Source organism: Orlajensenia flava (assembly GCF_004801905.1).
Lineage (GTDB): Bacteria > Actinomycetota > Actinomycetes > Actinomycetales > Microbacteriaceae > Orlajensenia > Orlajensenia flava.
This window is the reverse complement of the sequence record NZ_SSSN01000003.1, coordinates 984,595-1,009,671: the sequence shown is the minus strand read 5'-3', so window position 1 is coordinate 1,009,671 and position 25,077 is coordinate 984,595. Positions and strand designations below refer to the sequence as shown.

General features: G+C 69.0%; 24 protein-coding genes. 10 read left to right on the top strand and 14 right to left on the bottom strand.

Annotated features, from left to right (window positions below):
* The first annotated feature begins 76 nt into the window (after positions 1 to 76).
* The 3 genes from E6C70_RS06700 (at position 77) to E6C70_RS06690 (ending at position 1,861) form a co-directional block, all read left to right on the top strand.
* A complete protein-coding gene (locus tag E6C70_RS06700; protein WP_235833301.1) occupies positions 77 to 895 on the top strand; it encodes a nucleotidyltransferase family protein in 819 nt (272 codons plus the stop codon).
* 148 nt (positions 896 to 1,043) lie between these two features.
* Entirely contained in the window at positions 1,044 to 1,388 is a 345-nt protein-coding gene (locus E6C70_RS06695) for a YciI family protein (protein WP_136423421.1), read from the top strand.
* Between the two features lie 20 nt (positions 1,389 to 1,408).
* Positions 1,409 to 1,861: a GNAT family N-acetyltransferase gene (locus tag E6C70_RS06690; RefSeq protein WP_136423419.1), complete on the top strand. Its 453-nt coding sequence runs from the start codon at positions 1,409 to 1,411 to the stop codon at positions 1,859 to 1,861.
* 19 nt (positions 1,862 to 1,880) lie between these two features.
* On the opposite strand, the gene E6C70_RS06685 is transcribed toward E6C70_RS06690, so the two are convergent.
* The gene (locus E6C70_RS06685) at positions 1,881 to 2,471 is read right to left on the bottom strand and encodes a TetR/AcrR family transcriptional regulator (protein WP_136423417.1); all 591 of its coding nucleotides are present in this window, start codon (positions 2,469 to 2,471) and stop codon (positions 1,881 to 1,883) included.
* A 77-nt stretch (positions 2,472 to 2,548) separates the two neighbouring features.
* Between E6C70_RS06685 and E6C70_RS06680 the strand changes: the two genes are divergently transcribed.
* Complete coding sequence (locus E6C70_RS06680; RefSeq protein ID WP_136423415.1) at positions 2,549 to 4,417, top strand: FAD-dependent monooxygenase; 1,869 nt, start codon at positions 2,549 to 2,551, stop codon at positions 4,415 to 4,417.
* 24 nt (positions 4,418 to 4,441) lie between these two features.
* On the opposite strand, the gene E6C70_RS06675 is transcribed toward E6C70_RS06680, so the two are convergent.
* The 5 genes from E6C70_RS06675 to E6C70_RS06655 form a co-directional block, all read right to left on the bottom strand.
* Positions 4,442 to 5,629 (bottom strand): low temperature requirement protein A, encoded by a 1,188-nt coding sequence (locus E6C70_RS06675; RefSeq protein WP_168770869.1) that lies wholly within the window; start codon positions 5,627 to 5,629, stop codon positions 4,442 to 4,444.
* Positions 5,630 to 5,752: 123 nt separating this feature from the next.
* Positions 5,753 to 6,094, bottom strand: a complete 342-nt coding sequence (locus E6C70_RS06670; protein WP_136423411.1) for a YciI family protein — start codon at positions 6,092 to 6,094, stop codon at positions 5,753 to 5,755.
* A gap of 170 nt (positions 6,095 to 6,264) precedes the next feature.
* A complete protein-coding gene (locus E6C70_RS06665) occupies positions 6,265 to 6,867 on the bottom strand; it encodes an HAD family hydrolase (RefSeq protein ID WP_235833300.1) in 603 nt (200 codons plus the stop codon).
* A 64-nt stretch (positions 6,868 to 6,931) separates the two neighbouring features.
* Entirely contained in the window at positions 6,932 to 7,318 is a 387-nt protein-coding gene (locus tag E6C70_RS06660) for a hypothetical protein (RefSeq protein WP_136423407.1), read from the bottom strand.
* Between the two features lie 56 nt (positions 7,319 to 7,374).
* On the bottom strand, positions 7,375 to 9,186 hold the full coding sequence (locus E6C70_RS06655) for a DEAD/DEAH box helicase (protein WP_136423405.1): 1,812 nt from the start codon (positions 9,184 to 9,186) through the stop codon (positions 7,375 to 7,377).
* 119 nt (positions 9,187 to 9,305) lie between these two features.
* On the opposite strand from E6C70_RS06655, the gene E6C70_RS06650 reads away from it, so the two are divergent.
* Together E6C70_RS06650 and ahcY are read left to right on the top strand one after the other, a co-directional pair.
* Positions 9,306 to 10,226, top strand: coding sequence for a 5'-3' exonuclease (locus E6C70_RS06650; protein WP_136423403.1), 921 nt, complete (start codon positions 9,306 to 9,308; stop codon positions 10,224 to 10,226).
* A 314-nt stretch (positions 10,227 to 10,540) separates the two neighbouring features.
* Positions 10,541 to 12,022 carry an adenosylhomocysteinase gene (gene ahcY, locus E6C70_RS06645; RefSeq protein ID WP_136423401.1) on the top strand — a complete coding sequence of 494 codons (1,482 nt, stop codon included), beginning with the start codon at positions 10,541 to 10,543 and terminating at the stop codon, positions 12,020 to 12,022.
* A 20-nt stretch (positions 12,023 to 12,042) separates the two neighbouring features.
* Here the strand turns inward: ahcY and E6C70_RS06640 are convergent, their stop codons facing one another.
* Both E6C70_RS06640 and E6C70_RS06635 read right to left on the bottom strand, forming a co-directional pair.
* The gene (locus tag E6C70_RS06640) at positions 12,043 to 12,639 is read right to left on the bottom strand and encodes a dienelactone hydrolase family protein (RefSeq protein ID WP_136423399.1); all 597 of its coding nucleotides are present in this window, start codon (positions 12,637 to 12,639) and stop codon (positions 12,043 to 12,045) included.
* Between the two features lie 9 nt (positions 12,640 to 12,648).
* Positions 12,649 to 13,455, bottom strand: a complete 807-nt coding sequence (locus E6C70_RS06635) for an RDD family protein (protein ID WP_136423397.1) — start codon at positions 13,453 to 13,455, stop codon at positions 12,649 to 12,651.
* A 16-nt stretch (positions 13,456 to 13,471) separates the two neighbouring features.
* Here E6C70_RS06635 and E6C70_RS06630 point away from each other — a divergent pair, with 16 nt between their 5' ends.
* Complete coding sequence (locus E6C70_RS06630) at positions 13,472 to 14,467, top strand: stage II sporulation protein M (RefSeq protein WP_136423394.1); 996 nt, start codon at positions 13,472 to 13,474, stop codon at positions 14,465 to 14,467.
* Between the two features lie 409 nt (positions 14,468 to 14,876).
* Here the strand turns inward: E6C70_RS06630 and E6C70_RS06625 are convergent, their stop codons facing one another.
* The 6 genes from E6C70_RS06625 to E6C70_RS06600 all read right to left on the bottom strand — a co-directional run bounded on the left by E6C70_RS06625 (position 14,877) and on the right by E6C70_RS06600 (position 20,994).
* Complete coding sequence (locus tag E6C70_RS06625) at positions 14,877 to 15,650, bottom strand: aquaporin (protein ID WP_136423392.1); 774 nt, start codon at positions 15,648 to 15,650, stop codon at positions 14,877 to 14,879.
* Positions 15,651 to 15,769: 119 nt separating this feature from the next.
* The gene (locus E6C70_RS06620) at positions 15,770 to 17,101 is read right to left on the bottom strand and encodes a DUF58 domain-containing protein (RefSeq protein WP_136423390.1); all 1,332 of its coding nucleotides are present in this window, start codon (positions 17,099 to 17,101) and stop codon (positions 15,770 to 15,772) included.
* 2 nt (positions 17,102 to 17,103) lie between these two features.
* On the bottom strand, positions 17,104 to 18,090 hold the full coding sequence (locus tag E6C70_RS06615; RefSeq protein WP_136423388.1) for an AAA family ATPase: 987 nt from the start codon (positions 18,088 to 18,090) through the stop codon (positions 17,104 to 17,106).
* Positions 18,087 to 19,283, bottom strand: a complete 1,197-nt coding sequence (locus E6C70_RS06610) for a DUF4350 domain-containing protein (protein WP_136423385.1) — start codon at positions 19,281 to 19,283, stop codon at positions 18,087 to 18,089. Before E6C70_RS06610 ends, E6C70_RS06615 begins: the two co-directional genes overlap by 4 nt.
* Positions 19,280 to 19,936, bottom strand: a complete 657-nt coding sequence (locus tag E6C70_RS06605) for a DUF4129 domain-containing protein (RefSeq protein ID WP_136423384.1) — start codon at positions 19,934 to 19,936, stop codon at positions 19,280 to 19,282. The genes E6C70_RS06610 and E6C70_RS06605 overlap by 4 nt, the downstream gene beginning before the upstream one ends.
* Positions 19,933 to 20,994: a DUF7847 domain-containing protein gene (locus E6C70_RS06600; protein WP_136423381.1), complete on the bottom strand. Its 1,062-nt coding sequence runs from the start codon at positions 20,992 to 20,994 to the stop codon at positions 19,933 to 19,935. The genes E6C70_RS06605 and E6C70_RS06600 overlap by 4 nt, the downstream gene beginning before the upstream one ends.
* 38 nt (positions 20,995 to 21,032) lie before the next feature.
* Between E6C70_RS06600 and mtrA the strand changes: the two genes are divergently transcribed.
* The 3 genes from mtrA to E6C70_RS06585 are packed head-to-tail and all read left to right on the top strand — an operon-like array spanning position 21,033 to position 25,056.
* Complete coding sequence (mtrA, locus tag E6C70_RS06595) at positions 21,033 to 21,713, top strand: MtrAB system response regulator MtrA (protein ID WP_136423379.1); 681 nt, start codon at positions 21,033 to 21,035, stop codon at positions 21,711 to 21,713.
* 6 nt (positions 21,714 to 21,719) lie between these two features.
* Positions 21,720 to 23,381, top strand: coding sequence for an MtrAB system histidine kinase MtrB (gene mtrB, locus E6C70_RS06590; RefSeq protein ID WP_136423377.1), 1,662 nt, complete (start codon positions 21,720 to 21,722; stop codon positions 23,379 to 23,381).
* Positions 23,374 to 25,056 carry an LpqB family beta-propeller domain-containing protein gene (locus tag E6C70_RS06585; protein ID WP_136423375.1) on the top strand — a complete coding sequence of 561 codons (1,683 nt, stop codon included), beginning with the start codon at positions 23,374 to 23,376 and terminating at the stop codon, positions 25,054 to 25,056. The genes mtrB and E6C70_RS06585 overlap by 8 nt, the downstream gene beginning before the upstream one ends.
* Positions 25,057 to 25,077: the final 21 nt, after the last annotated feature.

Below are 25,077 nucleotides of genomic sequence, written 5' to 3'. Positions count from 1 at the left end.
CCTGATTTCACATTGACGACTCATCCTCGCGTTGTCCGGGGCACGCTCCTCATCGGGTCGTCGATATGCTCCGGTGGTGATCGCCGACGAGCAACTTCAACAGATGGCCAACGAGTTGTCCGCCGTCGAAGGGGTCAGGGCTGTCGCCCTGGGAGGAAGCCGAGCGCGCGGGACGCATCGGCCGGACTCCGACGTGGATCTTGGCGTCTACTACGAAGGCGACGTCGACCGCGCCGCCCTTGAGGAGCTCGCCCGACGGTGGACCGGTGAGGACGTGCCGGTCGCGGCACCGGGCGGGTGGGGACCGTGGGTCGATGGCGGGGCATGGCTGACGGTGGACGGGACCGCCGTCGACTGGATATTCCGGGACGTGCGCCGGGTGGCCGAACAATGCGAGCGAGCCGGCCGTGGGGAGTTCGCCTTTCATGTGCAGCCGGGTCATCCGCTCGGCTTCCTCGACGTCGCCTATGCGGGCGAAGTCGCGACGTGCAAGCCCCTTCGCGACAGTGCCGGGATGTTGACGAACCTCGCCGCGCGGATCACCCCGTACCCTGAGCCGCTGCGTCAAGCGATGGTCCAGAACCTGTGGCAGGTGGACTTCCTTCTCAACGCTGCGCGGAAGGGCGCCGCTACCGGCGACTCCGCCTACGTCGCACTCTGTGCTGTCACGGCGTCGATGCTCGTCGCGCACGCCTGGAACGCGGTCGCCGGAGAATGGGTCACCAACGAGAAGGCGCTCCTGCCCAACCTGGCCCGACTGCCGATCGACACCGGTGGCTACGGTTCAACAGCCATCTCGGTACTTTCAGCTCTCGGCTCGACCGAGGCCGAACTGCGCGCTTCGATCGCAGTGCTGCGTCAGGCGCCACGTCCCACCCAGTCATCGCCAACCTGACAGGACTCCTCGCCAACCGAGCAGGCGTCGAGTCGGTAGGCATCCTCCGTACGAAGAAATCAAGGGGCGCGAGGCGTTTCGGCTCGGGTGTTGCGGTGTCGAGGTGTGGCCATCATGATGAGCGAGTGACGTCGAACGAGGAGACCTGATGACGCAGTTTGCCGTGCTGATTTACGCCGACGATTCCGCCCACGCCCTTGACGCGACCGACGAGGATCTCGCGGAGCCCAATGGGCACGGCGACGAACTTGCCGCGTCAGGGGCGATGACGGCGGCGTGGGCGTTCACTCCACGACAGCTGGCGAAATCCATTCGCACGACCGGAGTCTCCGAAGGCCCATTCGTGGATTCCGGCCAGGTCGTCGCCGGTGTGTACTTCCTCGAGGCCGACGACGAGCAGACGGCCCTGACGATCGCATCGACCAACCCTGCAATCAAGGGCGCCGGCGGCGTCGAGGTCCGTCCCGTTCACAGCGGGGGATTCGTCGAGTAGAGCAGGCGTCGCCTCGCCTCATGGACATCGTTCGGCTCGGATCTGCCGACATCGAGCTCGCTCAGCGGACCTTCGCGATGATGGCCGTGGTCTTCGAGGACCTCGACCACCAGCCGTTGCACGAGCGGTATCTCGTAGAGTTGCTGACCCGGCCCGACCTGTGGTTGTACGCCGCGGTCGCGGAGGGGCGACCGGTTGGAGGCCTGACGGCGCACGCGCTGCCCATGACCAGGACAGAATCGACCGAGCTGCTCACGTACGACCTCGCCATCCGGTCGGACTGGCAGCGCCGGGGTGTCGGTCGAGCGATGATCGCGCGACTGCTCGAAGACGGCGCGGCAGCGGGCATCTCGGAGATGTGGGTGCCGGCCGACGACGAGGACGCGCACGCGCTCGAGTTCTACCGACGAACAGGCGGTCAGGCTCAACCGGTGACCATCTTCACCTACCCGACGACGAACGCCGGTGCCTGACGAGGTCTCACGCGTTGGCCTAACGCGGCGACACCAAGGGCAGGAGCAGTTCGTCGACGATGGCGGTGATCCGGTCCTGCCCCGGTGTGTGCAGGTTCAACAGCAGGTCGTGCCGAATCAGTTCGAATGGCATCTCCAGGACGGATGACGGGATCCGATCCACGTTGATCTCGCCGCGATCGTGGGCGCGTCGGTAGACGTCACGAACGGCGGCTCTCGGCCTCGACTGCATGATCTGGTCGCGGACTCCTGCGGGGTCCCCGCCGTCGTCGGTCCGGAGTCCGGAAAAGGCGGCGGCGGATGCGATGGCGAAGAATGATGCGCGAGCCTCGCCGACCGCGGTGAGTTCGGCGATCAGATCGTCCCGCAGGTTTCCGACGATCGCGGGCTGGACGGGGTGGGTCTCGCGGCGGTGCGCGAACGCGGCGATGGTGAGCTCGTCCTTGTTCTTCCACCGTCGATAGAGCACCGGCTCACTTGTGCCGGCGCGCGCGGCCACGCTCGCCATCGTCATTCGTGCGTACCCGGACTCCACCAGCTCGTTCCAAGCGGCTTCCAGGAGAGCGTTGAGGAGTTCGGCTCCCGAGCGTCGCTTCGGTGGGGTGTCCATGCATCTCAATGTAGATAGTAAATGCTTTCTTGACAAATCGACCCGACGGGTAGACAGTTATTACTGTCTTAGGAGGAATGATGAACGAAATAACGACAACCGTCCTGATCATCGGCGCCGGACCGACCGGGCTCACCCTGGCGTGCGAGCTGGCGAGGAAGGACGTGCCATTCCGCATCATCGAGGCCGCCCAGCAGCCGCAGGCGGGCTCACGCGGAAAGGGTGTGCAGCCGCGCACGCTCGAGGTGCTCGACGACCTGGGCGTCGTCGATCGGGTTCTGGCGCATGGCCGGCTCGCGATGCCGATTCAGATGACCGGTCCGGATGGCGTGACCCGAGACGTGGACGCGGTGGCCTTCCGCGACCGGCCCGACATCCCGTATCCGGCGAGTCTGATCACGCCGGAATGGCGCATGGAGGAGGCGCTTCGCGAGCGCCTCGCCGAGCTGGGCGGCTCTGTCGAGTTCGGCGCGGCTCTCACTCGGTTCGACCAGGATGAGAGCACGGTCACGGCGACGATCATGCGCGACGGCGTCGAAGAGGTCATGACCGCGCACTGGCTCGTGGGTGCCGACGGCGGACACAGCGTGGTGCGCAAGCAGCTCGGCATCGCGTTCGACGGCGAGACCTTGGAGTCCGTGCGGATGATCGTGGCCGACGTATCGGTCGACGGCCTTGATCGCGAGGCGTGGCGGATGTGGCGGCACGAGGAGGGCATGGCCATGCTGTGCCCCCTCCCGTCGACGGACCTGTTCCAGTTCCAGGCGAGCATCGCGCCCGGTCAGGACGCGGAGTTGACCATCCAGAACCTGCAGGCGATCCTCGATTCGCGCAGCGGACGTAGCGACATCACGATGACGGCGCCCGCGTGGACGTCGTTGTGGCGGGCGAACATCCGTCTCGTGGAGAGCTACCGCAGCGGTCGTGCGTTCCTCGCCGGCGATGCGGCGCACATCCACTCGCCGGCCGGTGGACAGGGCATGAACACCGGCATCCAGGACGCGCACAATCTCGGCTGGAAACTGGCTGCTGTCGAGTCGGGCGCGCCGGAAGGTCTTCTCGACTCCTATGAGGCGGAGCGCCGGCCAGTCGCGGAGAGCGTACTCGCCCTCTCGAACGAACGTCTGCGTCGGACGCTGGAGGAGAAGAACCTGCCCGTCCGGGGAGATGCGAACACGATGCAACTCACCATCGGCTACCGCAGCGGCCCCTTGGCCGTCGACGACCGCGACGAGCAGGCTCCCGTACGGGCCGGTGATCGAGTACCCGATGTGCTGGGACTGGTCACCACCGACGGAGAGTGGCGCCTGTTCGATCTCCTGCGCGGGGGCCGGTTCACCCTGCTCCGCTTCGGAGACGCCGTCGCTGCGACGGCGCCGACGAGCATTCGCGTGCTGGATGTCGTGCCCGTCGCTCACCGACGCTCCGGCGACGCGACCGACGTCGTCGACGGCGACGGCGCGCTGGCGTCCACGTTCGGGGTGGAGGGCAGCGCTCTCGTGCTGCTCCGCCCCGATGGCTACATCGGAGCGATCAGCGACGCCGGAGACATCTCCGTGATCGAGAGCTATCTGGCGCTCGTCGGGCCGCCCACGGCCGGGGGAGCGTCCGACGACGAGGTGGAGCGCAATCTGCACGGGATGGACGTGCTGGATTTCGAGGGCTGGGACAGCGAGGACTGGGACGGCGTCTTCGCCGACCATCACACGGATGACGTCGTGGTCGATTGGAAAGGCGTCGGGACCACCCGCGGCCTGCAGGCCCACCAGGCCGCGATGAAGGACTACGTCGCACAGGCCGGCGCGTTCCCGCGCATCAGTGAGCACCCCATCCGATTCGGCCAGGGCGAGTGGACCTGCGTGGTCGGCGTCGTCGGCGGCGCCACCATGGTCACCGTGGCCAAATGGCGCGACGGCAAGATCGCCGAAGAATACATCTGGGGCTGACGGAGCGAGGATTCGCCCCGAGACCTACCTGTCAGCGATCGTGCTCGGTCCGCCCACCGGAGTAGCTCGAGCTCGGACCAGATTGAGTGCGATGTGACACAGCAGGATGATCGCGATAGCGGCCAGGTAGGCCGGGGCGGTCCACCGTTGGGTGACTCCGAGGACGGCAACCACGGCGAGGGCTGCCACGAGTGCGATGCGCGGCACCGTCAGGGACTCGCGCCTGCCGATGCCGAGCACCGCCGCCATCACGTTCATGCTCAGCAGGTACAGGGCGCACCCGGCGGCGAGGACGATCGCAGCACTCTCGGGGATGGCGGCCGTGGGGTGCAGCAACGCAGCCTGCACCCCGGCCGCAGCGGCGGAGATCCCAATGACCAGCGGGAAGTGCAGGTAGGCGCAGACGACCATGGCGAGCCGGCCGCTGGCGTCCCCGGCGAGGGCTTCGTATCGCCGCCGCCACGCGCCACGGTCGTAGAAACCCCACCACAGGGCGGCGGCCAGGACGAAACCTTCCGCGAGCACGAGGCCCATGCTCGGATTCAGGGCACGCCCGTCGGTGAGTGACGCCGTCGTGATCATCGATTCGCCGATCACGATGATCACGAAGGAACCCATGCGCCCGGGCAGGTGCTCTCGATCAACCGGGAGCAGGCGGCCGCGTCTGCCCGCAATGCTCGGCACCGAGATGTCGATCACCATGGCGACGACCCACACGATCACCCGCGCAGGACCGGGGACGAGCATCGACGCCAGCCAGAGCGCCGCGACGATTCCGAACCCGGTTGCGTAGCGCCGCGCGAAGGTTCCTCCGTCCGGAGAGACCCGACGGGCGCGGAGATACAGCCAAGCGAGCATCGCCCGCACGAGGGCATAGCCGAAAGCGAATTCGAGCTGCTGCAGATCGGTCGCTGCGGGAACGGCCAGTGCCATGAGTCCGGCCCCCGCTGCGGCGACCAGGATGAGCGCCCGCGTCGGATTGTCGTCGGCCGGGAACCGATCGAGGTAGAACGTCACGCCGATCCACGCCCACCACACCGGGACGAACAGCGCGACGAACACCAACGCCGATGTCCAGCTGACGTCGTCGCGGAGGATGCGGGTCATGTTGGCGACGCAGAGCACGAAGACGAGGTCGAAGAACAACTCGAGCCCGTCGGCGCGGTAGCCAGCATCGCGGAAGAAGCGCAGACCTCCCTCGCCGGAAGTCACGGAGTGAACCTCAGGGCACCGTTCACGGCTGCGCCGCGAGCGCGCCTGCGAAGGGGTGCAGACGGAAGTGGACGCCCACACTGGTCGTCGGGGTCGCCCACGGTCCGCCTGCGGACGATCGTCTCAATGCATGAGTGCCCTGATCTCGACTTCGGCGAACGCCGTCTCCTCGAGGCTTCCCGCGATGTCGACAGCGCGCTCGATGCTCTCCACGTCGACGATGTAGAAACCGCCGACGAACTCCTTCGCTTCGGTGAAGGGCCCATCGACGACCAGCAACCGATCTTCGCCACGTCGCACCACCTTCGCATCCGTTGTGCTGAGCTCGTTCGACAGGATCATCTCGCCTGAAGCGTTCAACTCTGCCAGAAGCTTCTGGTGCGCACGGTTCAATGCGTCCTCATCCGCCTCGGTCAGATTTTTCCACCCCTCTTCGTTGCTGTAGATCAACAGCATGTACTTCATGAGCGCTCCTTCTACTCAGACAGTCTCCTGGCCTCATCGAGCCCGACACCAAAGCGACGAACGACGCACGCCCGAATTCGACACCTGTTGGTCGAAAGATCGCCATTCGCGAGTTTCCGTGCGGCGAGACCGCGCGCAAGTGCGGCCCCTCTCCACCACGGTGTCGACCCTCACGGCTGAATTCCGACGACGACGGATGCGAGTTCAGTGAGGGAGTCGACGCGCAGGTCAGCCAACTCGGCCTCTGGGCGGCGCGCGTGGATGTGTCCCCATGGGCCCCTGCGGATCAGGGCAGTGCGCATACCGGCGCGGCGAGCAGGCAGGACGTCGTTGTCGAGACGGTCTCCGACGTAAAGGATGGCGCTCGGTTCGAGCTGTGCGGCGCGCACGACGCGCGAGAAGAACTCCGCTGACGGCTTCACCACGCCCCAGGCATCGGATGACGCTATGAAGTCGGCGCTCAGCCCCGCAGACTCCAGCTGCTTCTCCACTCCGAGCGGTTGATTTCCGGCGATTCCGACCAGAAGCTCGGCACCGCGCAGCATTTGCACGCAGTCGAGCGCATCCGGGTAGAGATCCGCCGCGACGATCTCCATCGGCTCGGGCGGGGCGTCCACTCCCAGAATGGTCCACACCTGACGGTGATCCTCGCCGCGTTCGATGAGCGCTCCGAGCATTCCCATCAGGGTGAACGGTGTGACCCCGACCCTCTCGGCCTGCTGAGTCCACGCTCTGGATTCGTCGACCAGAGTCTCTCCGACGTCGAGAACCACCCCACGTATTCGCACCATCCGATCCTGCCGCACCTGACCACGCAAGCGTCGGCGATCCGAATACCTAACCCTGGCCTTGATCCCAGAGGCGCCAGCCCGCCGCAGTCTGTCGGAAGCACAGCGACCAGGGCTGGGTGCCCGCCTTCATGGACCCGTCACCGCTCGCTGTGATCGTGATCACGTAGGTCATGCACTCGCCGTCGTCGCCGGTGCGCCCGGACAGGGTGTAAGAGATTAATCTCGGCGCGTCGCACCAGGCCGAGGTGTTGCTGGTCGTGAGCGCCCGCGTCAGGCCGCAGTCCTGCTGCGCGGCGGCCTCCATGTAGATAGCGGCGACCGTCGCCATCGGTGCGCTGGCGTCGGGAATCCGGCCACGCGGCGCCGGGTTGAGCAGCGCGATAGCGATGGCGATGCATGCTGCCGCGCCGCCCACGACGATCAGCCCGACCACTGCAACCGTCGGGCGGAACCGAGCGCGAGAAGGGTCCGTTCGCACGGCGGGAGAGGTCAGTGGCGCGGCTTGCGGTACGGCCGCTCGTCGCGATCGGAGCCGCGGTCGTCGCGATCCCGGCGCGCGGGGCCGCCGCGGTCGGGACGGATCTCGATGAGCGTTCCGCTGATGCGGGTGTCCTTGAGTCGGTCGAGAACGCCGCGGGAGAGGTCCGCCGGCAGCTCGACGAGGGAGAAGTCGGGACGGATGTCGATGGCCCCGAAGTCCTCCCGGCTGAGACCGCCCTCGTTGGCGAGTGCGCCGACGATCTGACGGGGCTCGACGCGCTGGCGCTTGCCGACCGCGATGCGATAGGTCGCCATCGGGCCGCTGCTCGGACGGCTGCGGCGCTCGGGCCGGTCAGGACGATCGCGCGTGAACCGCTCTCCGCGGCCTGGCCGGTCGTCGCGGTCCTCGCGGCCGCCGCGCGCCGGGCGGTCGTCGAACTCGCGGTTGCGCATCCGCTCGTCCTCCGCCGAGAGCAGCAGAGGCGTGTCTCCCTGGGCGACGACGGCCAGAGCGGCGGCGACATCCGCCTCGGGTACGTCGTGATGCTCCACGTAGTGACCGATCATGTCGCGGAAGCGCTCGATGCGCTCGCTCTGGCCGAGGGCCTCGGTGATGGCGTCGTCGAAACGGGTGAGCCGGGTGGCGTTGACGTCGTCGACGCTCGGCAGCGACATCTGCGTGAGCGTCTGACGGGTGGCCTTCTCGATGGAGGTCAGCATCCGTCGCTCACGCGGGGTGACGAAGCTGATGGCATCGCCCGTCCTGCCGGCGCGACCCGTGCGGCCGATGCGGTGCACGTACGACTCGGTGTCGATGGGGAGGTCGTAGTTGACGACGTGGCTGATGCGGTCGACGTCGAGTCCGCGGGCGGCGACATCCGTTGCCACCAGGATGTCGAGCTTGCCCGACTTCAACTGATTGACGGTGCGCTCGCGCTGCACCTGCGCGACGTCTCCGCTGATGGCCGCTGCCGTGTAGCCGCGGGCGCGCAGCTTCTCGGCGAGCGTCTCGGTCTCGCTCTTGGTGCGGACGAACACGATCATTCCCTCGAAGTTCTCCACCTCGAGGATGCGGGTGAGGGCGTCCACCTTCTGCGGGTACGAGACGACGAGGTAGCGCTGGGTGATGTTCGCCGAGGTGGTGGTCTTGCCCTTGACCGTGATCTCCTCGGGATCCTTGAGGTATTGCGCGGAGATGCGACGGATGGCGGCGGGCATCGTGGCCGAGAACAGTGCGACCTGCTTGTCGTCGGGAGTGTCGGCGAGGATGGTCTCGACATCCTCCGCGAAGCCCATCTTGAGCATCTCGTCGGCTTCGTCGAGAACGAGGTACTTCAGCTGCGAGAGATCGAGCGTGCCCTTGTCGAGGTGGTCCATGATGCGACCGGGCGTTCCGACGACGATGTGCACGCCGCGGCGGAGCGCGGAGAGCTGCACACCGTAGCCCTGGCCGCCGTAGACGGGCAGCACGTGCACCCCGCGCAGGTGCGACGCGTAGCGCTCGAACGCCTCGCACACCTGCAGGGCGAGCTCGCGGGTGGGCGCCAGCACGAGCGCCTGCGGTGTCTTCTGGGACACGTCGAGACGGCTCAGGATAGGCAGCGCGAACGCCGCCGTCTTACCCGTGCCGGTCTGGGCGGTGCCGAGAACGTCGCGCCCCGAGAGCAGCGGCGGGATGGTCGCGGCCTGGATGGCCGACGGGGTCTCGTAACCGACGTCCTTCAGCGCCTTGAGCACCGCGTCGTCGAGGCCGAGTTCGTTGAAGGTCTGCGTCTCGGCGGATTCGGTGTCTGCCTCGCTGGGCGCGGTTGTCTCCGTCATAGCCTCAACGGTAGTCCTCCAGCGGCGCGCCGGCTGCGTCGATGCCCGCGTCCGGGCCTTGAGCGGGCGCCGGCGGTCGTCCGCGCGACGGATGCAGCCGTTCGTGCCATGATCGGCACATGACCGAGCGACTGATGCTCCTCGACACCGCGTCGCTGTACTTCCGCGCGTTCTACGGCATCCCCGACACCATCAAGGCGGCCGACGGGCGGTCGGTCAACGGCGTGCGCGGGCTGCTGGACTTCATCGCGCGCCTCGTTTCGGACTTCGGGCCGACGCATCTGGTCGCGTGCTGGGATGAGAGCTGGCGTCCCTCCTGGCGCGTGGACCTGATCCCGAGCTACAAGGCTCATCGGGTGGCGCGCGAGGTGCCGGAAGGAGTGGACGTCGAGGAGGTGCCAGACCTCCTCTCGCCTCAAGTGCCGATGATCAGCGAGCTCCTCGGGTTGCTCGGCATCCCCGTCGTGGGCGCGCCCGATCATGAGGCCGACGACGTCATCGGCACCCTCGCGACACAGGCGTCGATGCCGGTCGATGTCGTGACCGGCGACCGCGACCTGTTCCAACTCGCCGACGACGAGGCCGACATCCGCATCATCTACACGGCACGCGGCATGAGCCGGCTGGAGCTGGTGACGGATGCCGTGGTGCGCGCGAAGTACGGCGTCGCGGCGGCCCAGTACGCCGACTTCGCGGTGATGCGCGGCGACGCATCGGACGGCCTGCCGGGCGTCGCCGGGATCGGGGAGAAGACCGCCGCCGGGTTGCTCGCGGAGTTCGGCGACCTCGACGGCATCCGCGCCGCAGCGAGCGATCCGGACGTCGCGCTCTCGGCATCCGTCCGCGCGAAGATCGTGGCGGCCTCCGACTACCTGGATGTCGCGCCGACGGTGGTCGAGGTGGTGCGCGACCTCGACCTTGGCGAGGTGGATGCCGCTATCCGTCCGCTCTCGGCCACTGCCCGCGCGGATGTCGACGCGTTGACCGCGGAATGGAACCTCGGCGGCTCGCTCGCCCGGGCCCTGAAGGCGCTCGGGTGAGCGGGGCCTGAGCGCGCGCCCACGGCTCGCACGTCCCGCGCGGTGCGCGTTGTGGCACCGCTCGTCGACGGGATGCGCGTTACAGCACCGTTAGTCGTCGGGATGTGCGATATGGCGCGGGCGGATGCGCGTTATGGCACTGTTGCGGTTGGCGTGAGACGTCGGGCGTCCGGCGCTGCGGCGGGAGCAGGGGCGCGTTGTAGCGCGAGCGGATGCGCGTTATGGCACCGCGACGGAGCGCGGGCGACGCCGAGCGGCGGCGTCTCGTCCAGCGGCTTTCGCCCGTACGGCCGCGTGCTGCGAGAATGGTTCACATGACCACCGCCTCCAGCACGACCGTCCTGCCGTTCAAGGTCCGCGACCTGTCGCTCGCCGAAGCGGGGCGCCACCAGTTGCGTCTCGCCGAGAACGAGATGCCCGGGCTCATGGCGCTGCGCGAGGAGTTCGGCGCGAGCCAGCCGCTCGCCGGCGCGCGCATCGCCGGATCCCTGCACATGACCGTTCAGACGGCCGTGCTCATCGAGACACTGACGGCGCTCGGCGCCCAGGTGCGGTGGGCGAGTTGCAACATCTTCTCCACCCAGGACGAGGCCGCTGCGGCGATCGCCGTCGGTCCGACGGGAACTCCCGAGGCGCCTGCTGGCGTTCCGGTGTTCGCCTGGAAGGGCGAGACGCTCGAGGAATACTGGTGGTGCACCGATCGCATCTTCGACTGGAGCGCCGAGGCTGAGGCGGCGGGAGCCGACTGGATCGGCCCCAACCTCATCCTCGACGACGGCGGCGATGCCACGATGCTCGTCCACAAGGGACTCGAGTTCGAGCGTGCCGGGGCTGTTCCCGACGCGACGGATGCCGACAACCACGAATACCGCGTCGTGCTCGACACGCTGCGGCGCTCGCTGGACTCCTCGACCGACCGTTTCACCCGCATCGCGTCCGAGCTCCAGGGCGTGACCGAGGAGACCACGACGGGCGTCCACCGCCTCTACGAGCTGGCGGCCGCCGGAACGCTGCTGTTCCCGGCCATCAACGTCAACGACTCCGTCACCAAGAGCAAGTTCGACAACAAGTACGGCATCCGTCACTCCCTTCCCGACGGCCTCAACCGCGCCACCGACGTGCTCATGGGCGGCAAGGTCGTCCTCGTGGCCGGCTACGGCGACGTCGGAAAGGGTGCGGCGGAGGCACTGCGGGGTCAGGGCGCTCGCGTCATCGTCACCGAGGTCGACCCGATCTGCGCGCTGCAGGCGTCGATGGACGGCTTCCAGGTGGCAAAGCTCGAATCCGTCGTGGGCGACGTCGACATCTTCGTGACCTGCACGGGCAACAAGGACGTCATCGGCGTCGACCACATGCTCGCCATGAAGCACCTCGCCATCGTGTCCAACGTCGGCCACTTCGACAACGAGATCGACATGGCCGCGCTCGAGAACCTCGAGGGTGCCGAGCGCGTGGAGATCAAGCCGCAGGTGCACGAGTGGAGGCTGCCGACCGGGCGCTCCATCCTCGTCCTCAGCGAGGGTCGCCTGATGAACCTCGGCAACGCCACGGGCCACCCCTCGTTCGTCATGAGCAACTCGTTCACCAACCAGGTGCTCGCGCAGATCGAGCTGTGGACCAAGGTCGACGAGTACCCGATCGACGTGTACGTGCTGCCCAAGCACCTCGACGAGAAGGTCGCCCGCCTGCACCTGGATGCACTCGGGGTCGAGCTGACCGAGCTGAGCGCCGAGCAGGCCGCCTACATCGGCGTTCCGGTGGATGGCCCGTACAAGGTCGACCACTACCGCTACTGACTGCGGATGAGCGCGGCGGCTCAGTCGGCTGACGTCGCCGCGCTGTCGATCTCGCCCAGGAACCTCAGCGTCGCGTCGAGAACCTCGAATGCGGCGATGTCGTCGACGGGCGGTTCGGCCTGCACGAGCAAGTGCGCGTCGCCCGCATACAGATACAGGTGGGCGTCGGCTCCGGATGCCACCAGCGCCTGCGCTGCCTCGAGGTCGCCCTCGCCGGCGAAGATCGGATCGGCGTCCATGCCGTGCACCTGCACGGGAACACCCGCCGGCCACTCGTCTCCGAAGTAGCCCAACGCGACGAAGGAGCTGATGAGCACGGCTCCGGCCGCACCGGCCCGCTTCTGCGCGAGTTCCTGCGCCGGCATCACACCGAGCGACATCCCCATGTAGACGAGGCGCTCCGGCAGGTCATCCGCCGCCTTCACCCCGGCCGCCCGCACCTCGTCGAAGCCGAGCTCGCCGGCGTGGGCGATTCCCTCGTCGAGGTCGTCGAACGTCCGCCCGTCGTAGAGGTCGGGGGTGGTGACCGTGTGGCCGGCCGCTCGGAGGGCGTCGGCGAACCAGACCACCTCCGGGGTGAGTCCGAGGGCGTGGTGGAACAGAAGGACGTCGGCCATGGGGTGCTCCTATCGATCGGGGAAGGCGTGCGGATTGCCGGCCAGCATCGGCGAGAGGGCGTCGAGGTGGGCGCGCTCGGCCGCAAGGGCGACCGCCTCCCGCTCGCGTCGCACCGCGGTCACGGCGACGATGAAGTTCTCGGCAGGGGTGAAGGGGATGGGGGAGACGTAGGGCGACGCCTCCTCGGCGAGGGATGCGGCCAGGCGCCCGCGGGTGGCCGGCATCATGCCGTGGGCCTGCGCGAGGAACTGCGCCATGCGCCGTGATAGCCCGTCAGGCAGTCGCGCGACGTCGACGGTCAGAGCCCACTGCGCGAGTGATGGCGGAACGGGCGCGAGGTTCGGCTGGTAGTGCGGGACGCGTTCGAGCTGGCTGTAGGTGCCCGCCATCAGGTCGCCCAGCCGCTTCGCGCGGTCGTTCAGCAGGCCGACGAGTGCAGCGATGCCCCCGAAGGTCAGGTAGATCTCGAGGACACCCATCAGGGCACGGATGAACGCGTGACGCAGCTGGATGGCACCCCCGTCGTCGCGCACGATCCGCGCTCCCACCGCGAGCTTGCCGAGCGATCGGCCGTGGCTCGCGGTCTCGACGACCATGGGCGCGCCGAGGAGGAACAGCACCAGGCCGGCGATGCCGAGGGCGCGCATGGCGGTGGGATCGATGGCGTCCCCCGCCAGCCACGTGACCAGCCAGGCGGTGATGCCGAGAGCGCCGACGTAGACGATCGCATCGATGATGGTTCCCGCGGCGCGCAGCATGATGCTCGCCGGTTGCACATCGAACGCGACAGCCTCACCCGTCACACGCTGCGCCATGCCAGTATCTAAGCAGATGGATCTCGACGCCTACACGGCCGCCCACAACCCGGACTGGGAGCGACTCGACGCGCTCAGCAGCCGTCGTTCCCTGAGCGGCGCCGAGGCCGACGAACTCATCACCGCCTACCAGGGCGGCGCGACGGGACTGTCGGCCATCAAGACCACCGCCGGGTCCACGGTGCAGGGCGATCGCCTGTCGGTCTCCCTGTCCCGCGCGCGAGGGCGATTCACCGCGCCGAGCGCCAACCTGTTCTCCCTCGTCCCGCGATTCTTCGTGCTGCAGCTGCCCGCCGCACTCTGGCGGTTGCGCTGGCTGACCCTCGCCGTTGCGGTGGTCACGGTCATCATCGCGGCGCTGTACGCCTGGTGGGCGCTCGGCGACCCCCAGGTGCTGGCATCCTTCGGCACCGAGGAGCAACGCCGCGCGCTCGTCGACGAGAAGTTCGTCGGCTACTACTCCGAGAACCCGGCCGCCTCATTCGCCGGGGCCGTGTGGACGAACAACGCCTGGGTGGCCGCCCAGTGCATCGCGCTCGGCATCACCGGCTTCTTCGTGCCCTACGTCATCATCGGCAACGCCATGAACATCGGCGTCTCAGCGGGCATCATGTTCGCCTACGGCCGCGGGGACGTGTTCTTCCAGTACATCCTTCCGCACGGCCTGCTCGAACTGAGCTGCGTGTTCGTGGCAGCCGCGGCTGGGTTGCGCATCTTCTGGGCGTGGATCGCGCCCGGCGCCCGCACCCGAGGGCAGGCCCTCGCCGAGGATGCGCGCGCATTGTTCATCGTGGCCATCGGCCTGGCGATCGCCCTGTTCGTATCGGGAATCATCGAGGGCTTCGTCACGCCGTCGCCGCTGCCGTGGCCGGTGAAGCTGGCGATCGGTGTCGTGGCCGCCGGGCTGTTCTACACGTACATGCTCGTGGTCGGTCGCCGTGCCGCGCGCGCCGGCGAAACCGGCGACATGGGCGAGTTCGAAGCGGGCGCGCGACAGCTCATCGCGGGCTGACCGCGCGCCCCGCCGCGCCCGAGTGAACGCACGCGGATCAGGCGATAGCCCGCTGCTCAGGTCGGATTCCTCGGAAACGTCCTGACCAGCTCGCTATTGCCTGAATTCAGAACTCATCGTGTGCCAAACGACCGGATGGGCCACCCGGGCGCACGCCCAGTACACCGAGTACACGCACGCGGATCAGGCGACGGTGCGCTGCTCAGGCCGGATTTCTTGGAAACGTCCTGAGCAGCTCGCTGTTGCCTGAATGCGGGACAAGAAGCCGGGCTGTCGCGCGCCCGCCGAGCTACGCCGGCCTGCGACGAGCTACGACGACCTACGCCGGCCTGCGACGAGCTACGACGACCTACGCCGAGCTACGACGAGCTACGACGAGCTACGCCGACCTACGCCGACCTACGCCGCTCTACGCCGACGCGAGCTTGTTCGTGCGGTCGAAGAGGAAGCGGAAGGTCGACCCGGCGATGAGTGCCCCGACGATGGGCGCGATGATCGTGAGCCAGACCTGGGAGATCGCATCCGGTCCTCCGTAGATCGCCGTGGCGATGGAGCGGGCCGGGTTGAACGAGCCGTTGGAGACCGGGATGGCGATGAGCGCGAGCAGCGTGAGCGTGAAACCGATGGCCAGCGGGGCGAAGCCGACGGCGCCGCGCGAGCTCGTGACGCCGAGGATCACGTAGACGAGGATCGCGGTGGCGATGACCTCGATCAGCAGCACCGACAGGAGGCTGTAGCCGCCGGGGGAGAGCACACCCCAGCCGGTCGATGCGCCCCGGAACCACAGCACCGAGAACGCTTTCGAGCCGGCGAGGATCGCGAGCAGCAGCGTCGAGGCGAGGATTCCGCCGACGAGCTGGGCCACGACGTAGCCGATGACGTCCTTCCAGTCGAAGCGGCCGGCGGTTGCGAGCCCGATGGTCACAGCGGGGTTGAAGTGGCCGCCCGAGATGGGGCCGAACGCGTAGGCCGAGACGAGGACGGACAGACCGAGCGCGAGCGCGACGCCGAGGAATCCGACGTTGAAGCCGCCCTTCCCGGCGGCGAAGCCCGCTGCGAAGATCGCCGTGCCGATCACGCCGAAGACGAGGACGAAGGTTCCGGCCACCTCGGCAGCCCAGCGAGCATAGCGGGTCGGGCTGGCTTCGATGGGGACGACGGCGGGGGCGTCGGTTTCAGGCATGGCTGTGCTCCAGAAGGTTAAGGGGAGGGATGTCGACCGGCGTCGGTCGGCCATCAGGCTATCCATCGGGGCCACGCGTCATCCGTCGGCGTCGCGGGATGTCGAATGATGACGAGCGCTCAGAGCTGGCCGGCCGCCTTGAGGGCGATGTACCGGTCGGCGAGTGCTGGCGGCAGGTCGGCGGGCGACCCGGTCACCACGTCGGCACCGAGACGACGGATGGCGGCGCTCACGCGCGCGACGTCGAGCAGCGCGCGCTCGGCCGAGGCGGCCCGGTAGACGCCTTCGAGGTCGTGCCGGTCGCCGACGGATCGCAGGGCGGTCGGGTCGGTGACGGAAGCCACCAGAACGCGGTGCCTCCGCGTGAGCTGGGGCAGCATCGCGAGCATTCCGCTGGCGGCGCCGGGCGCCTCGATGGAGGTGATCAGCACCACGAGGGCGTGGCCGCTGGCGGCCTGTCGCACGAGCGCAGGGACGCCCGCCCAGTCGGCCTCGATGAGTTCGGGTTCGATCGGCGCCATCGCATCGACCATGCGAGAGAGTAGTTCTGCTCCCGCCGCTCCCTGCACGCGGCCGCGCACCCGGCGATCCCAGACGAGCAGGTCGACGCGGTCGCCCGCGTGCGACGCCAGCGCCGCCAGCAGCAGCGACGCCTCGAAGGCCGTGTCAATGCGTGGTTCGTCGTCCACCCGAGCGGCCGACGTGCGGGCCGAGTCGACCACGATCACCACGCGACGGTCGCGCTCGGGTCGCCAGGTGCGCACCATCAGGCGTTGCGGCGCGTCGACAGGACTGCCCTGCCGCGCGGTGGCCCGCCAGTCGATCGAGCGCACGTCGTCGCCGCGCACGTACTCGCGCAGGCTGTCGAACTCGGTGCCCTGTCCACGCACCATCACGGCCGTGCGCCCGTCGAGCTCCCGCAGCCGCGCCAGCCGCGACGGCAGGTGCTTGCGCGACGTGAACGGGGGGAGCACGCGGATGCGGCCGGGCGCGTCGATGCGCGCCTGCCGGCCAGCGATGCCGAGTGGGCCGAGCGAACGCACGACGACGAACTCGACGCGGCGCTCCCCGCGACGGAGCGGAGTCAGCCGCAGCGTCAGCATCCGTCGTTCGCCGCCGGGCAGGTCGATCCCCTGCCGGCTGAGCGACGCCCCGGCCGACGGCTGCCAGGCATCGCGAAGGACTCCGCGCAGGCGCCGACGGCCGGTGTTCGTGACGACGAGTTCGGCCGTCACGCTCTCACCCAGCCGGACGCGCGCGGGCAGCACGCGGCTCAGCTTCAGTGTGGAGGGACGCGGAGCGAGCAGCGCGTCGACCACGACGACGGCGATGCAGAGCAGGAGCCACGCGACCAGGACCGGACCGGCCGCGCTCGGCGCGAGCGCGCCGAACACCACGACCGGCACGACGCCGACCGCGACGAACGTCACGAACCGCCCGGTGACCACCATGATCAGATCGGCACCTGTACCTGCTGAACGATCGAGCGCAGGATGGTGTCGGGCGAGACCCCCTCGAGCTCGGCCTCGGGGCGGATCTGGATGCGGTGACGCCAGACCGGCATCACGATGGCCTGCACGTGATCGGGCGTGATCGAGTCGTAGCCAGACAGCCACGCCCACGACTTCGCGGCGGCGAGCAGGGCGGTGGTGCCGCGAGGGCTCACGCCGAGGCGCACGGAGGGGCTCCGACGCGTGGCTCGGGCGAGATCCACGATGTACGCCAGGACATCCTCCGACGCGCCGACGGATGCCGCAGAGCGCTGAGCCTCCCGCAGTTGCTCGGCGGTCAGGACGGCCGAGACGCCGGCGGCCGCGAGATCGCGCGGGTCGAATCCCTCGGCGTGGCGGCGCAGCACCTCGACTTCGCTCTCGCGCTCGGGCACGTCGAGTACGAGCTTGAGCAGGAACCGGTCGAGCTGGGCCTCGGGGAGCGTATAGGTGCCCTCGTACTCGATGGGGTTCTGCGTCGCCGCGACCAGGAACGGGTCGGGCAGCGGGCGCGAGACGCCGTCGGCGCTCACCTGGCGCTCCTCCATGGCCTCGAGCAGCGCCGACTGAGTCTTCGGCGGAGTGCGGTTGATCTCGTCGGCCAGGAGGATGTTGGTGAACACCGGCCCCTCGCGGAACTCGAAGTCGCCGCGACGCTGGTCGTAGACGAGCGATCCGGTCACGTCGCCTGGCATGAGGTCGGGCGTGAACTGCACGCGGTGGGTCTGCAGCGAGAGGGCCTGGCTGAGCGAGCGCACGAGCAGGGTCTTCGCGACGCCGGGCACGCCCTCGAGCAGCACGTGTCCGCCGGCCAGGAGGGCGATGAGCAGGCCGGACACCGCTCCGTCCTGCCCGACGACGGCCTTGCCCACCTCGGTGCGCACGCGTTCGAGTGCGGCTCGCAGGTCGACGGCGGCCGGGGCTGGGGCTGCGGTGCTGGTTTCGCTCATGGGTCCATTCTTCTGCTCGGCGGAGGGGCGGACGTGCTGGTGGCCTCGCGCACGGCGCGTTCGAGCGCGGCGAGGCGGTCGGAGAGGGCGACGAGGGCGGCATCCGTCGTCGGCTCGTCGGTGAGCAGGACGCCGCGGATCGCGTCCGGCGCCGTCCGGGTGACGGATGCGGCGCTCAGGCAGATCTGGTCGACGTCGGCGGCGCGCGGCAGGCCGAGCTGTGAGGCGATCCGTCCGATCGCTCCGATGCGCAGCGCGTCGGCCGCGCGGAGGCGCGCCGAGTTGCGGGCGTAGAGCCGCGCTCGGCCTTCGGTGGTCTCGCCGGCGCGCACGACGACGGGGAGGTTCTCCACGACGAGCGGACCGAACCGGCGACCGCGCCACACCGCGGCCGCGAGGAAGACGGCCGCGGCGAGCAGCAGCACCGGCGTGACCCAGCCCGGGGTGAGCTCGGCGACCGTCGGCTTGCCGGCGACGGCGACGTCAGCGAGCGTCGGCAGGTACCAGACGAGGCGCGGCTGCGTGCCGAGCACTCCGAGGGCGAGGGCGGCATCACCGCGGCTCGTGATGGTGTCGTTGCGCAGCAGCGCACCATCGGCGATCAGGGTGGTCGTGTGGCCGCCATCCGTCGCCTGCAGCACGCCGTAGCGGTTGCCGCCGTCGGGAAAGCATCCGGTCCAGGCGTCGTCCGTGCTCGACAGGGTGCGGGTGCCCGCGGTGATGGAGCCGGCCTGCGTCGCGGGGCGCAACGAGCAGCGGGCGTCGAGGGAGTCGCGCTTCGGCGCTCCGCCGCTCCTGACGCCGGTGGCGAGGGCGTCGAGCGCCTCGAAGCCGGGCGCGACGACGACCGTGCTCTCCGCGAGGGCGCCAGCGCGACGCAGCTGCGAGGCGTCGAGCAGCCCGTCGGCGTCGATCAGCAGCAGGGTCGCACCCTGACCGTCGCCGACGGCGCTCGTGGCCTCGGCCAGCGTGTCGACGATGCGGACGTCCACTCCCCGCCCCTGCAGCACCTGGGCGAGAGCGCGACTGCCGGCCGGGCCGGCGTCGTCCGCCGCGAAGGGTCGACCGGCGACGTCGGCGATGCCGCGGACGAGCATGAGGATGATCACGACGATCGCGACGGCCACCCCCGCGATCACCCAGAACCTCCCGCGCGTCCACAGCGAGCGGCGCGCCCCGACCTCGGTGCTCATCGCTCGGCGTCCGCGAACTCGACGGGCCGGCTGGCCGCAAGGTCGTCGTCGAGGGCGCGCAGCCGTTCGTACTGCTCCAGCGTCCCGGCGCGCCCGAGGTACCGCACGGCGTCGAAGACCGCGGCGGCGTCGCTCAGCGCGTCCGCACGTGCCGGGAAGGCGACGGCCGCCTCCCGACCGACGTGATCCGCGGTCGTTCCAGGCAGCACGACAACGACGCTGCGATCGGACAGGTCGCGCGCGATCGCACGGAATCGGTCGGCGATGGCGGCATCCGCATCACCCTCACGCGCTGCGGCGACGGATGCCTGCCGCAGCTCGCGCGCGGATCGCTCGTCGTCCGCGCCGAAGAGCTCGCTCGACGCCGACGCGCGACGATTGCGGCGCGGAAGTCCGAACAGGAGGATGCTCACGACGATCACCCCGGCGACGACGACGGTCGCCACCACCGCCAGGACGATGGGCAGCCATCCGTCGAGTCCGGCGCCCGGGTGGAACAGGGAGCCGACCCAATCCGCGAACCCCTTCGAGACCTGGTCGAACCAGCTCGGCCTGCTCGCCTCGTAGACGGGCTTGGCGAGCTCGTCGTTCAACCACTGACGCGCCTCGGGCGCGTCCGGGTCGACGGGCACGTCGAACGGCCCGAGCCTCATGCGGTGCGAGGCAGGTAGGGGTCGACGACCTCGTAGCCCGCCTCCCGAGCCTCGACGAAGCGCAGCAGTTCGAGGTCGAGGCCCTCCCGCCGCATCCGCAGGTCGATGTAGAGCAGGGCGACCGTGGCCGACTGCACCACGGCCGTGATGGCGCCGAGGATGATGCTGAGGAACAGCGAAATGCCCTGCACGATCGCCAGGCCGATGAACGTGTTCGCGGCGTGGTTCGGGTCGAACGAGCCGATCGCGAACTGGCCGATGATCGCAACGGGTGCCGTGACCACCTGCGAGGCGAAGTAGAGGATGACCACGACGAGCGCGTAGGTGCCGAACGTCCGCCAGAACGCTCCGCGCGTGAGCGTCCACGAGCGGGCGACGGATGCGCGGATGCCGAGCTTCTCGAGCACGATCGCGCACGGCACGAACAGGGTTTTCGTCACCAGCCACGCCCACAGCACGAGCAGGCCGAGCAGCGCGAGGATGCTGTAGAGCACTCCGATGGCTATCGCGAAGCCGCCCTGCGCGAAGATCGGGATGGCGATGGCCACGAGGATGCCGATCACGACGGTGAACGCTCCGCCGAACATCACGAGCCAGGCCGCGAGGGGTAGGAGCCGGCGCAGCACCTGCTTCCACAGGGCGCCCAGGCTGAGCTTCTCGCCGAGGGTCGCGCGGGCGACCTCGAGCACGATCACGCCCTGCAACAGCGCGGACGCGAACACCGAGACGGCCAGGATCACGACACCCGCCACGATCGACCACCCCACCGCTCCGGCGAGGATGGTCTCCTGGTCGGCCCGGGCGGCGTGCTGGAGGCGGGTGAACAGGATGAACAACAGCGGAACGATGATGGCCGCCGAGGCGATCGCGACGACGGCCTGGATGAGCAGCCCGCTGCCGAAGGTCGCTTTCGGGTTTCTCCGAAGCAATTGGTACGGCGCTCCCAGAATCGTGCCGAAACTCAACGGCCGCAGCGGGATCAGACCCGGCTTGGGCGGGGGAGTCCACACCGGAGGCTGGCCCGGGTACCCGGCGTTCCACTGCTGCGCGTCGCTCACGCCTACATGTTCGCATGTGCTCGGTTACTCTTGTGCTGATGAGCGCACGCATTCTGGTGGTCGACGATGACACCGCCCTGGCCGAGATGATCGGCATCGTGCTGCGCGGAGACGGTTTCGAGCCCTTCTTCTGCGCGGACGGCGCACTCGCGCTCGAGGCGTTCCGGTCGTCGACGCCCGATCTCGTACTCCTCGACCTCATGCTCCCCGGCCTCGACGGCATCGAGGTGTGCAGCCGCATCCGGGCGGAATCGGGCACGCCGATCATCATGCTGACCGCCAAGTCCGACACCTCGGATGTCGTGAAGGGGCTCGAGTCGGGCGCCGACGACTACATGGTGAAGCCGTTCAATCCCAAGGAGCTGATCGCCCGGGTGCGCACCCGGTTGCGGCCCGCCCAGCCCGACGAGACGGCTCGCATCCAGATCGGCGACCTCAGTGTCGACCCCGCCGCGCACGAGGTGCGACGCGGCGACCGTCGCATCAACCTCACGCCGCTCGAGTTCGACCTGCTGCTCGCACTCGCCTCCAAGCCCAACCAGGTCTTCACGCGCGAGATGCTGCTCGAGCAGGTCTGGGGCTATCACTACAAGGCCGACACCCGGCTGGTCAACGTGCATGTGCAGCGCCTGCGGGCCAAGGTCGAGGACGACCCGGACAACCCGCGCATCGTCACCACCGTGCGCGGCGTGGGCTACCGCGCCGGCGGCGCGGCCTAGCGTGCCATGAGCGCGCGCACCGAGCGCGTCGCGTCGTTCGCGGGGGAAGCGACGCAGTGGCGGCTCTGGCCGACGCAGATCGCCCGGCTCTGGCGGCGCTCGCTGCAGTTCCGCACGATCGTCATCACGCTCGGGCTCACCAGCATCGCCATCCTGCTCACCGGTGTCTACCTGTCCACTTCGGTGAGCAACAACCTCTTCGAAGCTCGCCTCGCGCAGGTCCTCGCCGACTCCACCCGCGCGACCGACTCCGCGCAGCTCATCCTCAACTCGTCCGACGCGTCGGACACCTCGTCCGTACGCGCCGCGCTCACGGAGGCCCGAAGCACCATCACGTCGGCCTCATCGAGCAAGGCCATCGCAATGTACCGCGCGCCGGGACAGGCATCGTCGTCGGCCGCCCCGCCCGACTTCTCGACCAGCCCCGAACTCAAGGCCGACGGAAACGCGATCAGCGATGAGCTGCGCAGCAAGGTGCAGCAGACGCCGTCCGCCCAGTACTGGCAGTCCGTGAGCCTGTCCGACTCGTTCGGGCGTTCGCAGCCCGGCATCGTGGTCGGTTCGCAGCTCGTGCTGCCCGCAGCCGGCCGGTACGAGGTGTACATCGGCTACAGCCTCGCCGACGTGCAGCAGACGCTCTCGTTCGTGCAGCAGACCGCCGCCATCGCAGCCCTCGCCCTGCTCCTCCTGGTCGGTGCGGTCACCTGGGTCGTGGTGCGCTTCGTCGTCACGCCCATCCGGGTAGCGGCCGAGACCAGTCAGAAGCTCGCTGCCGGTGACCTGGAGGTGCGCATCCCCGAGAAGGGGGACGATGTCATCGCCACCCTGGCGCGCTCGTTCAATGGCATGGCCGACAGTCTGCAGTCGCAGATCCGCGAGCTGGCCGACCTCTCGGAGGTGCAGCAGCGCTTCGTCTCCGACGTGTCGCACGAACTCCGAACCCCGCTCACCACCATCCGTCTCGCCGGCGACGTGCTCTACGACCAGCGCGACACCTTCACGCCCTCCGTCGAGCGCACGGCCGAGCTGCTGCACACCCAGGTCGAGCGGTTCGAGGTGCTGCTGGCCGACCTCCTCGAGATCAGCCGCTACGACGCCGGATCGGTCGAGCTCTCGAGTGAGCCCACCAACCTCGTGCACCTCACCTCGGATGCCGTCGAGAGCATGCGCTCACTCGCCGAGGGCAACGGATGCGCACTCCTGCTCGAGACGCCGGGCGGCCACCTCGACTCCGACGTCGACCCGCGCCGCATCCGTCGCATCCTCCGCAATCTGGTCGGCAATGCGATCGAGCACGGCGAGCACAAGCCGATCGTGGTGTCGGTCGACTCCAACTCGTCCGTCGTGGCCATCGGGGTGCGCGACTACGGCATCGGCATGTCGGCCGAGGCCGCGGCGCACGTGTTCGACCGGTTCTGGAGGGCGGATCCCTCGCGCCAGCGCACCATCGGCGGCACCGGCCTCGGGCTCGCCATCGCGCTCGAGGATGCCAAGGCGCACGGCGGCGACATCCGGTTGTGGTCGCAGGAGGGCGCGGGCACCAACTTCCTGCTCATGCTGCCGCGCATCCCCGAGGCTCCCATGGGTCGCTCCCCGCTTCCGGTCGTTCCCGACGACGCGGGAGCGACCGAGCCCGCTCCTGTCGTACGGGAGGTGACGGATGCGTAGCCATCGTCGACTCCTCGTCGTGGCGGCCGCCATGAGCCTGCTGCTGGCGGGCTGCGCCAGCATCCCGCAGTCCGGTGCCGTCCACGTCTCCGACGTCAAGCCGGCCGACGATTCGCCCGAGCTCGACTTCCTCGCGCGCAGTCCCGAGAAGGGCGCGACCCAGGAGCAGATCCTCAGGGGATTCATCGACGCGGCCGCCAGCCCCGCCAACCTGTACCAGACGGCTCGCAAGTACCTCACCTCCGGTTTCAGCGACGAGTGGAATCCGGATGCCGGAGCCGTCATCGACCGCGACGTCGACCGGGACTACACCTCGACCGGCGAACTGTCCATGTCCGTCGACGTCACGCCCGTGGCGGGCCTCACCGCGCACGGACAGTACGCCGAGACCGCGTCCACCCCCGTCTCGCTGCCCTACGAGTTCGTGAAGGTCAAGGGGGAGTGGCGCATCAGCAAGGCGCCGCAGGGCATCCTCATCGATGCGCCGACCTTCGCCCTGGTCTTCGGCGCTTACTCGCTGTACTTCTTCGACCCGTCCTTCTCGGCCCTCGTGCCGGACCTGCGCTACTTCCCTCGAAGACTGACGACCCCGACCCAGATCGTGCGCGAGCTCATCGCCGGCCCGAGTCCGTGGCTCAAGGGTGCGGTCGTCTCGGCATTCCCCGACGGCAGCGCGTCGGAGACCGTCCAGGTGGTCGCGCGCAACGCTCAGGTGCCGCTCAACAGCGAGGCGCTCAAGGCCGACCAGACCACGTTGGCGCGCATGAAGCAGCAGCTGACATCGAGCTTCTCCGGCGTGACGACCATCGGCGACGTGACACTGTACGGCAACCAAGTCGCGCAGGACGTTCCCACTCTCGACACCCCGAGCGTGCAGCAGCCCGTGGATTCTCGCGCCCTCGTCATGCGCGGCGGCGCGTTCGGCTTCCTGTCGGCTGGGGGAGACAGCCTCGAGCCCGTCCGCGGTCTCTCCGACACCATCGCCGCGCTCTCGCCGAAGGCGGTGACACTAGGTCCGGGCCAGAACACGGCGGCCGTCCTCACCCCGACGGGGGTCGTGTCCGTGCGGTCCGGAGCCCAGCCGGTGGCGCTCGACCCGCGTCCCGATCTGATCGCCCCCACTGTCGACGCGTACGGCGTCGTGATGAGCGTTCCGGCGAACAACCCGAGCGCGCTGACGGCCTTCGCGAGCGACGGAACGCCCACCCCGGTCGCCACCAGCTGGCCTGAGGCGAGCAGCATCACCTCGCTCCGGCTGTCGCGCGACGGGACCCGCGTCATCGCCCTGCTGCAGACGCAGGGGGGCCCGCGCTTCTTCGCCGCGGCCGTCATCAGGGGGCAGGGCGACAAGCGCCAGATCCCCGTGCAACTCGGCGAACCGCTCGCCCTCGCCACGGCAGACGGGACGCCGAAGGACGTCGCCTGGGTGGACGAGTTGTCGGTCGCCTCGCTCACGACCCGCGACGACGGATCCTCCGTGCTGGTGAGCCAGCAGATCGGCGGCCCGAGCGTGGTGCTCGACGCCTCGAACGGCGCCCGTCAGGTGACGGGCGGCAACACCGATCGCGACCTCCGCCTGCTCGGAGCGGATGATGTGCTCGAGCAGCGTCAGGGCAACTTCTGGCAGGCCCGTATCGATGGTGTCGCCTTCCTCGGCACGCAACAGGGTCTGTAGCGACTCCTTCCTCGGCCTCAG

Excerpts from the sequence above, each read along its gene's own strand:
- E6C70_RS06695 (WP_136423421.1), top strand. The coding sequence starts at position 1,044 with ATGACGCAGTTTGCCGTGCTGATTTACGCCGACGATTCCGCCCACGCC.
- E6C70_RS06690 (WP_136423419.1), top strand. The coding sequence starts at position 1,409 with ATGGACATCGTTCGGCTCGGATCTGCCGACATCGAGCTCGCTCAGCGG.
- E6C70_RS06685 (WP_136423417.1), bottom strand. The coding sequence starts at position 2,471 with ATGGACACCCCACCGAAGCGACGCTCGGGAGCCGAACTCCTCAACGCT.
- E6C70_RS06680 (WP_136423415.1), top strand. The coding sequence starts at position 2,549 with ATGATGAACGAAATAACGACAACCGTCCTGATCATCGGCGCCGGACCG.
- E6C70_RS06670 (WP_136423411.1), bottom strand. The coding sequence starts at position 6,094 with ATGAAGTACATGCTGTTGATCTACAGCAACGAAGAGGGGTGGAAAAAT.
- E6C70_RS06655 (WP_136423405.1), bottom strand. The coding sequence starts at position 9,186 with ATGACGGAGACAACCGCGCCCAGCGAGGCAGACACCGAATCCGCCGAG.
- E6C70_RS06650 (WP_136423403.1), top strand. The coding sequence starts at position 9,306 with ATGACCGAGCGACTGATGCTCCTCGACACCGCGTCGCTGTACTTCCGC.
- ahcY (WP_136423401.1), top strand. The coding sequence starts at position 10,541 with ATGACCACCGCCTCCAGCACGACCGTCCTGCCGTTCAAGGTCCGCGAC.
- E6C70_RS06640 (WP_136423399.1), bottom strand. The coding sequence starts at position 12,639 with ATGGCCGACGTCCTTCTGTTCCACCACGCCCTCGGACTCACCCCGGAG.
- E6C70_RS06635 (WP_136423397.1), bottom strand. The coding sequence starts at position 13,455 with ATGGCGCAGCGTGTGACGGGTGAGGCTGTCGCGTTCGATGTGCAACCG.
- E6C70_RS06630 (WP_136423394.1), top strand. The coding sequence starts at position 13,472 with ATGGATCTCGACGCCTACACGGCCGCCCACAACCCGGACTGGGAGCGA.
- E6C70_RS06625 (WP_136423392.1), bottom strand. The coding sequence starts at position 15,650 with ATGCCTGAAACCGACGCCCCCGCCGTCGTCCCCATCGAAGCCAGCCCG.
- E6C70_RS06620 (WP_136423390.1), bottom strand. The coding sequence starts at position 17,101 with ATGGTGGTCACCGGGCGGTTCGTGACGTTCGTCGCGGTCGGCGTCGTG.
- E6C70_RS06615 (WP_136423388.1), bottom strand. The coding sequence starts at position 18,090 with ATGAGCGAAACCAGCACCGCAGCCCCAGCCCCGGCCGCCGTCGACCTG.
- E6C70_RS06610 (WP_136423385.1), bottom strand. The coding sequence starts at position 19,283 with ATGAGCACCGAGGTCGGGGCGCGCCGCTCGCTGTGGACGCGCGGGAGG.
- E6C70_RS06605 (WP_136423384.1), bottom strand. The coding sequence starts at position 19,936 with ATGAGGCTCGGGCCGTTCGACGTGCCCGTCGACCCGGACGCGCCCGAG.
- mtrA (WP_136423379.1), top strand. The coding sequence starts at position 21,033 with ATGAGCGCACGCATTCTGGTGGTCGACGATGACACCGCCCTGGCCGAG.
- mtrB (WP_136423377.1), top strand. The coding sequence starts at position 21,720 with ATGAGCGCGCGCACCGAGCGCGTCGCGTCGTTCGCGGGGGAAGCGACG.
- E6C70_RS06585 (WP_136423375.1), top strand. The coding sequence starts at position 23,374 with ATGCGTAGCCATCGTCGACTCCTCGTCGTGGCGGCCGCCATGAGCCTG.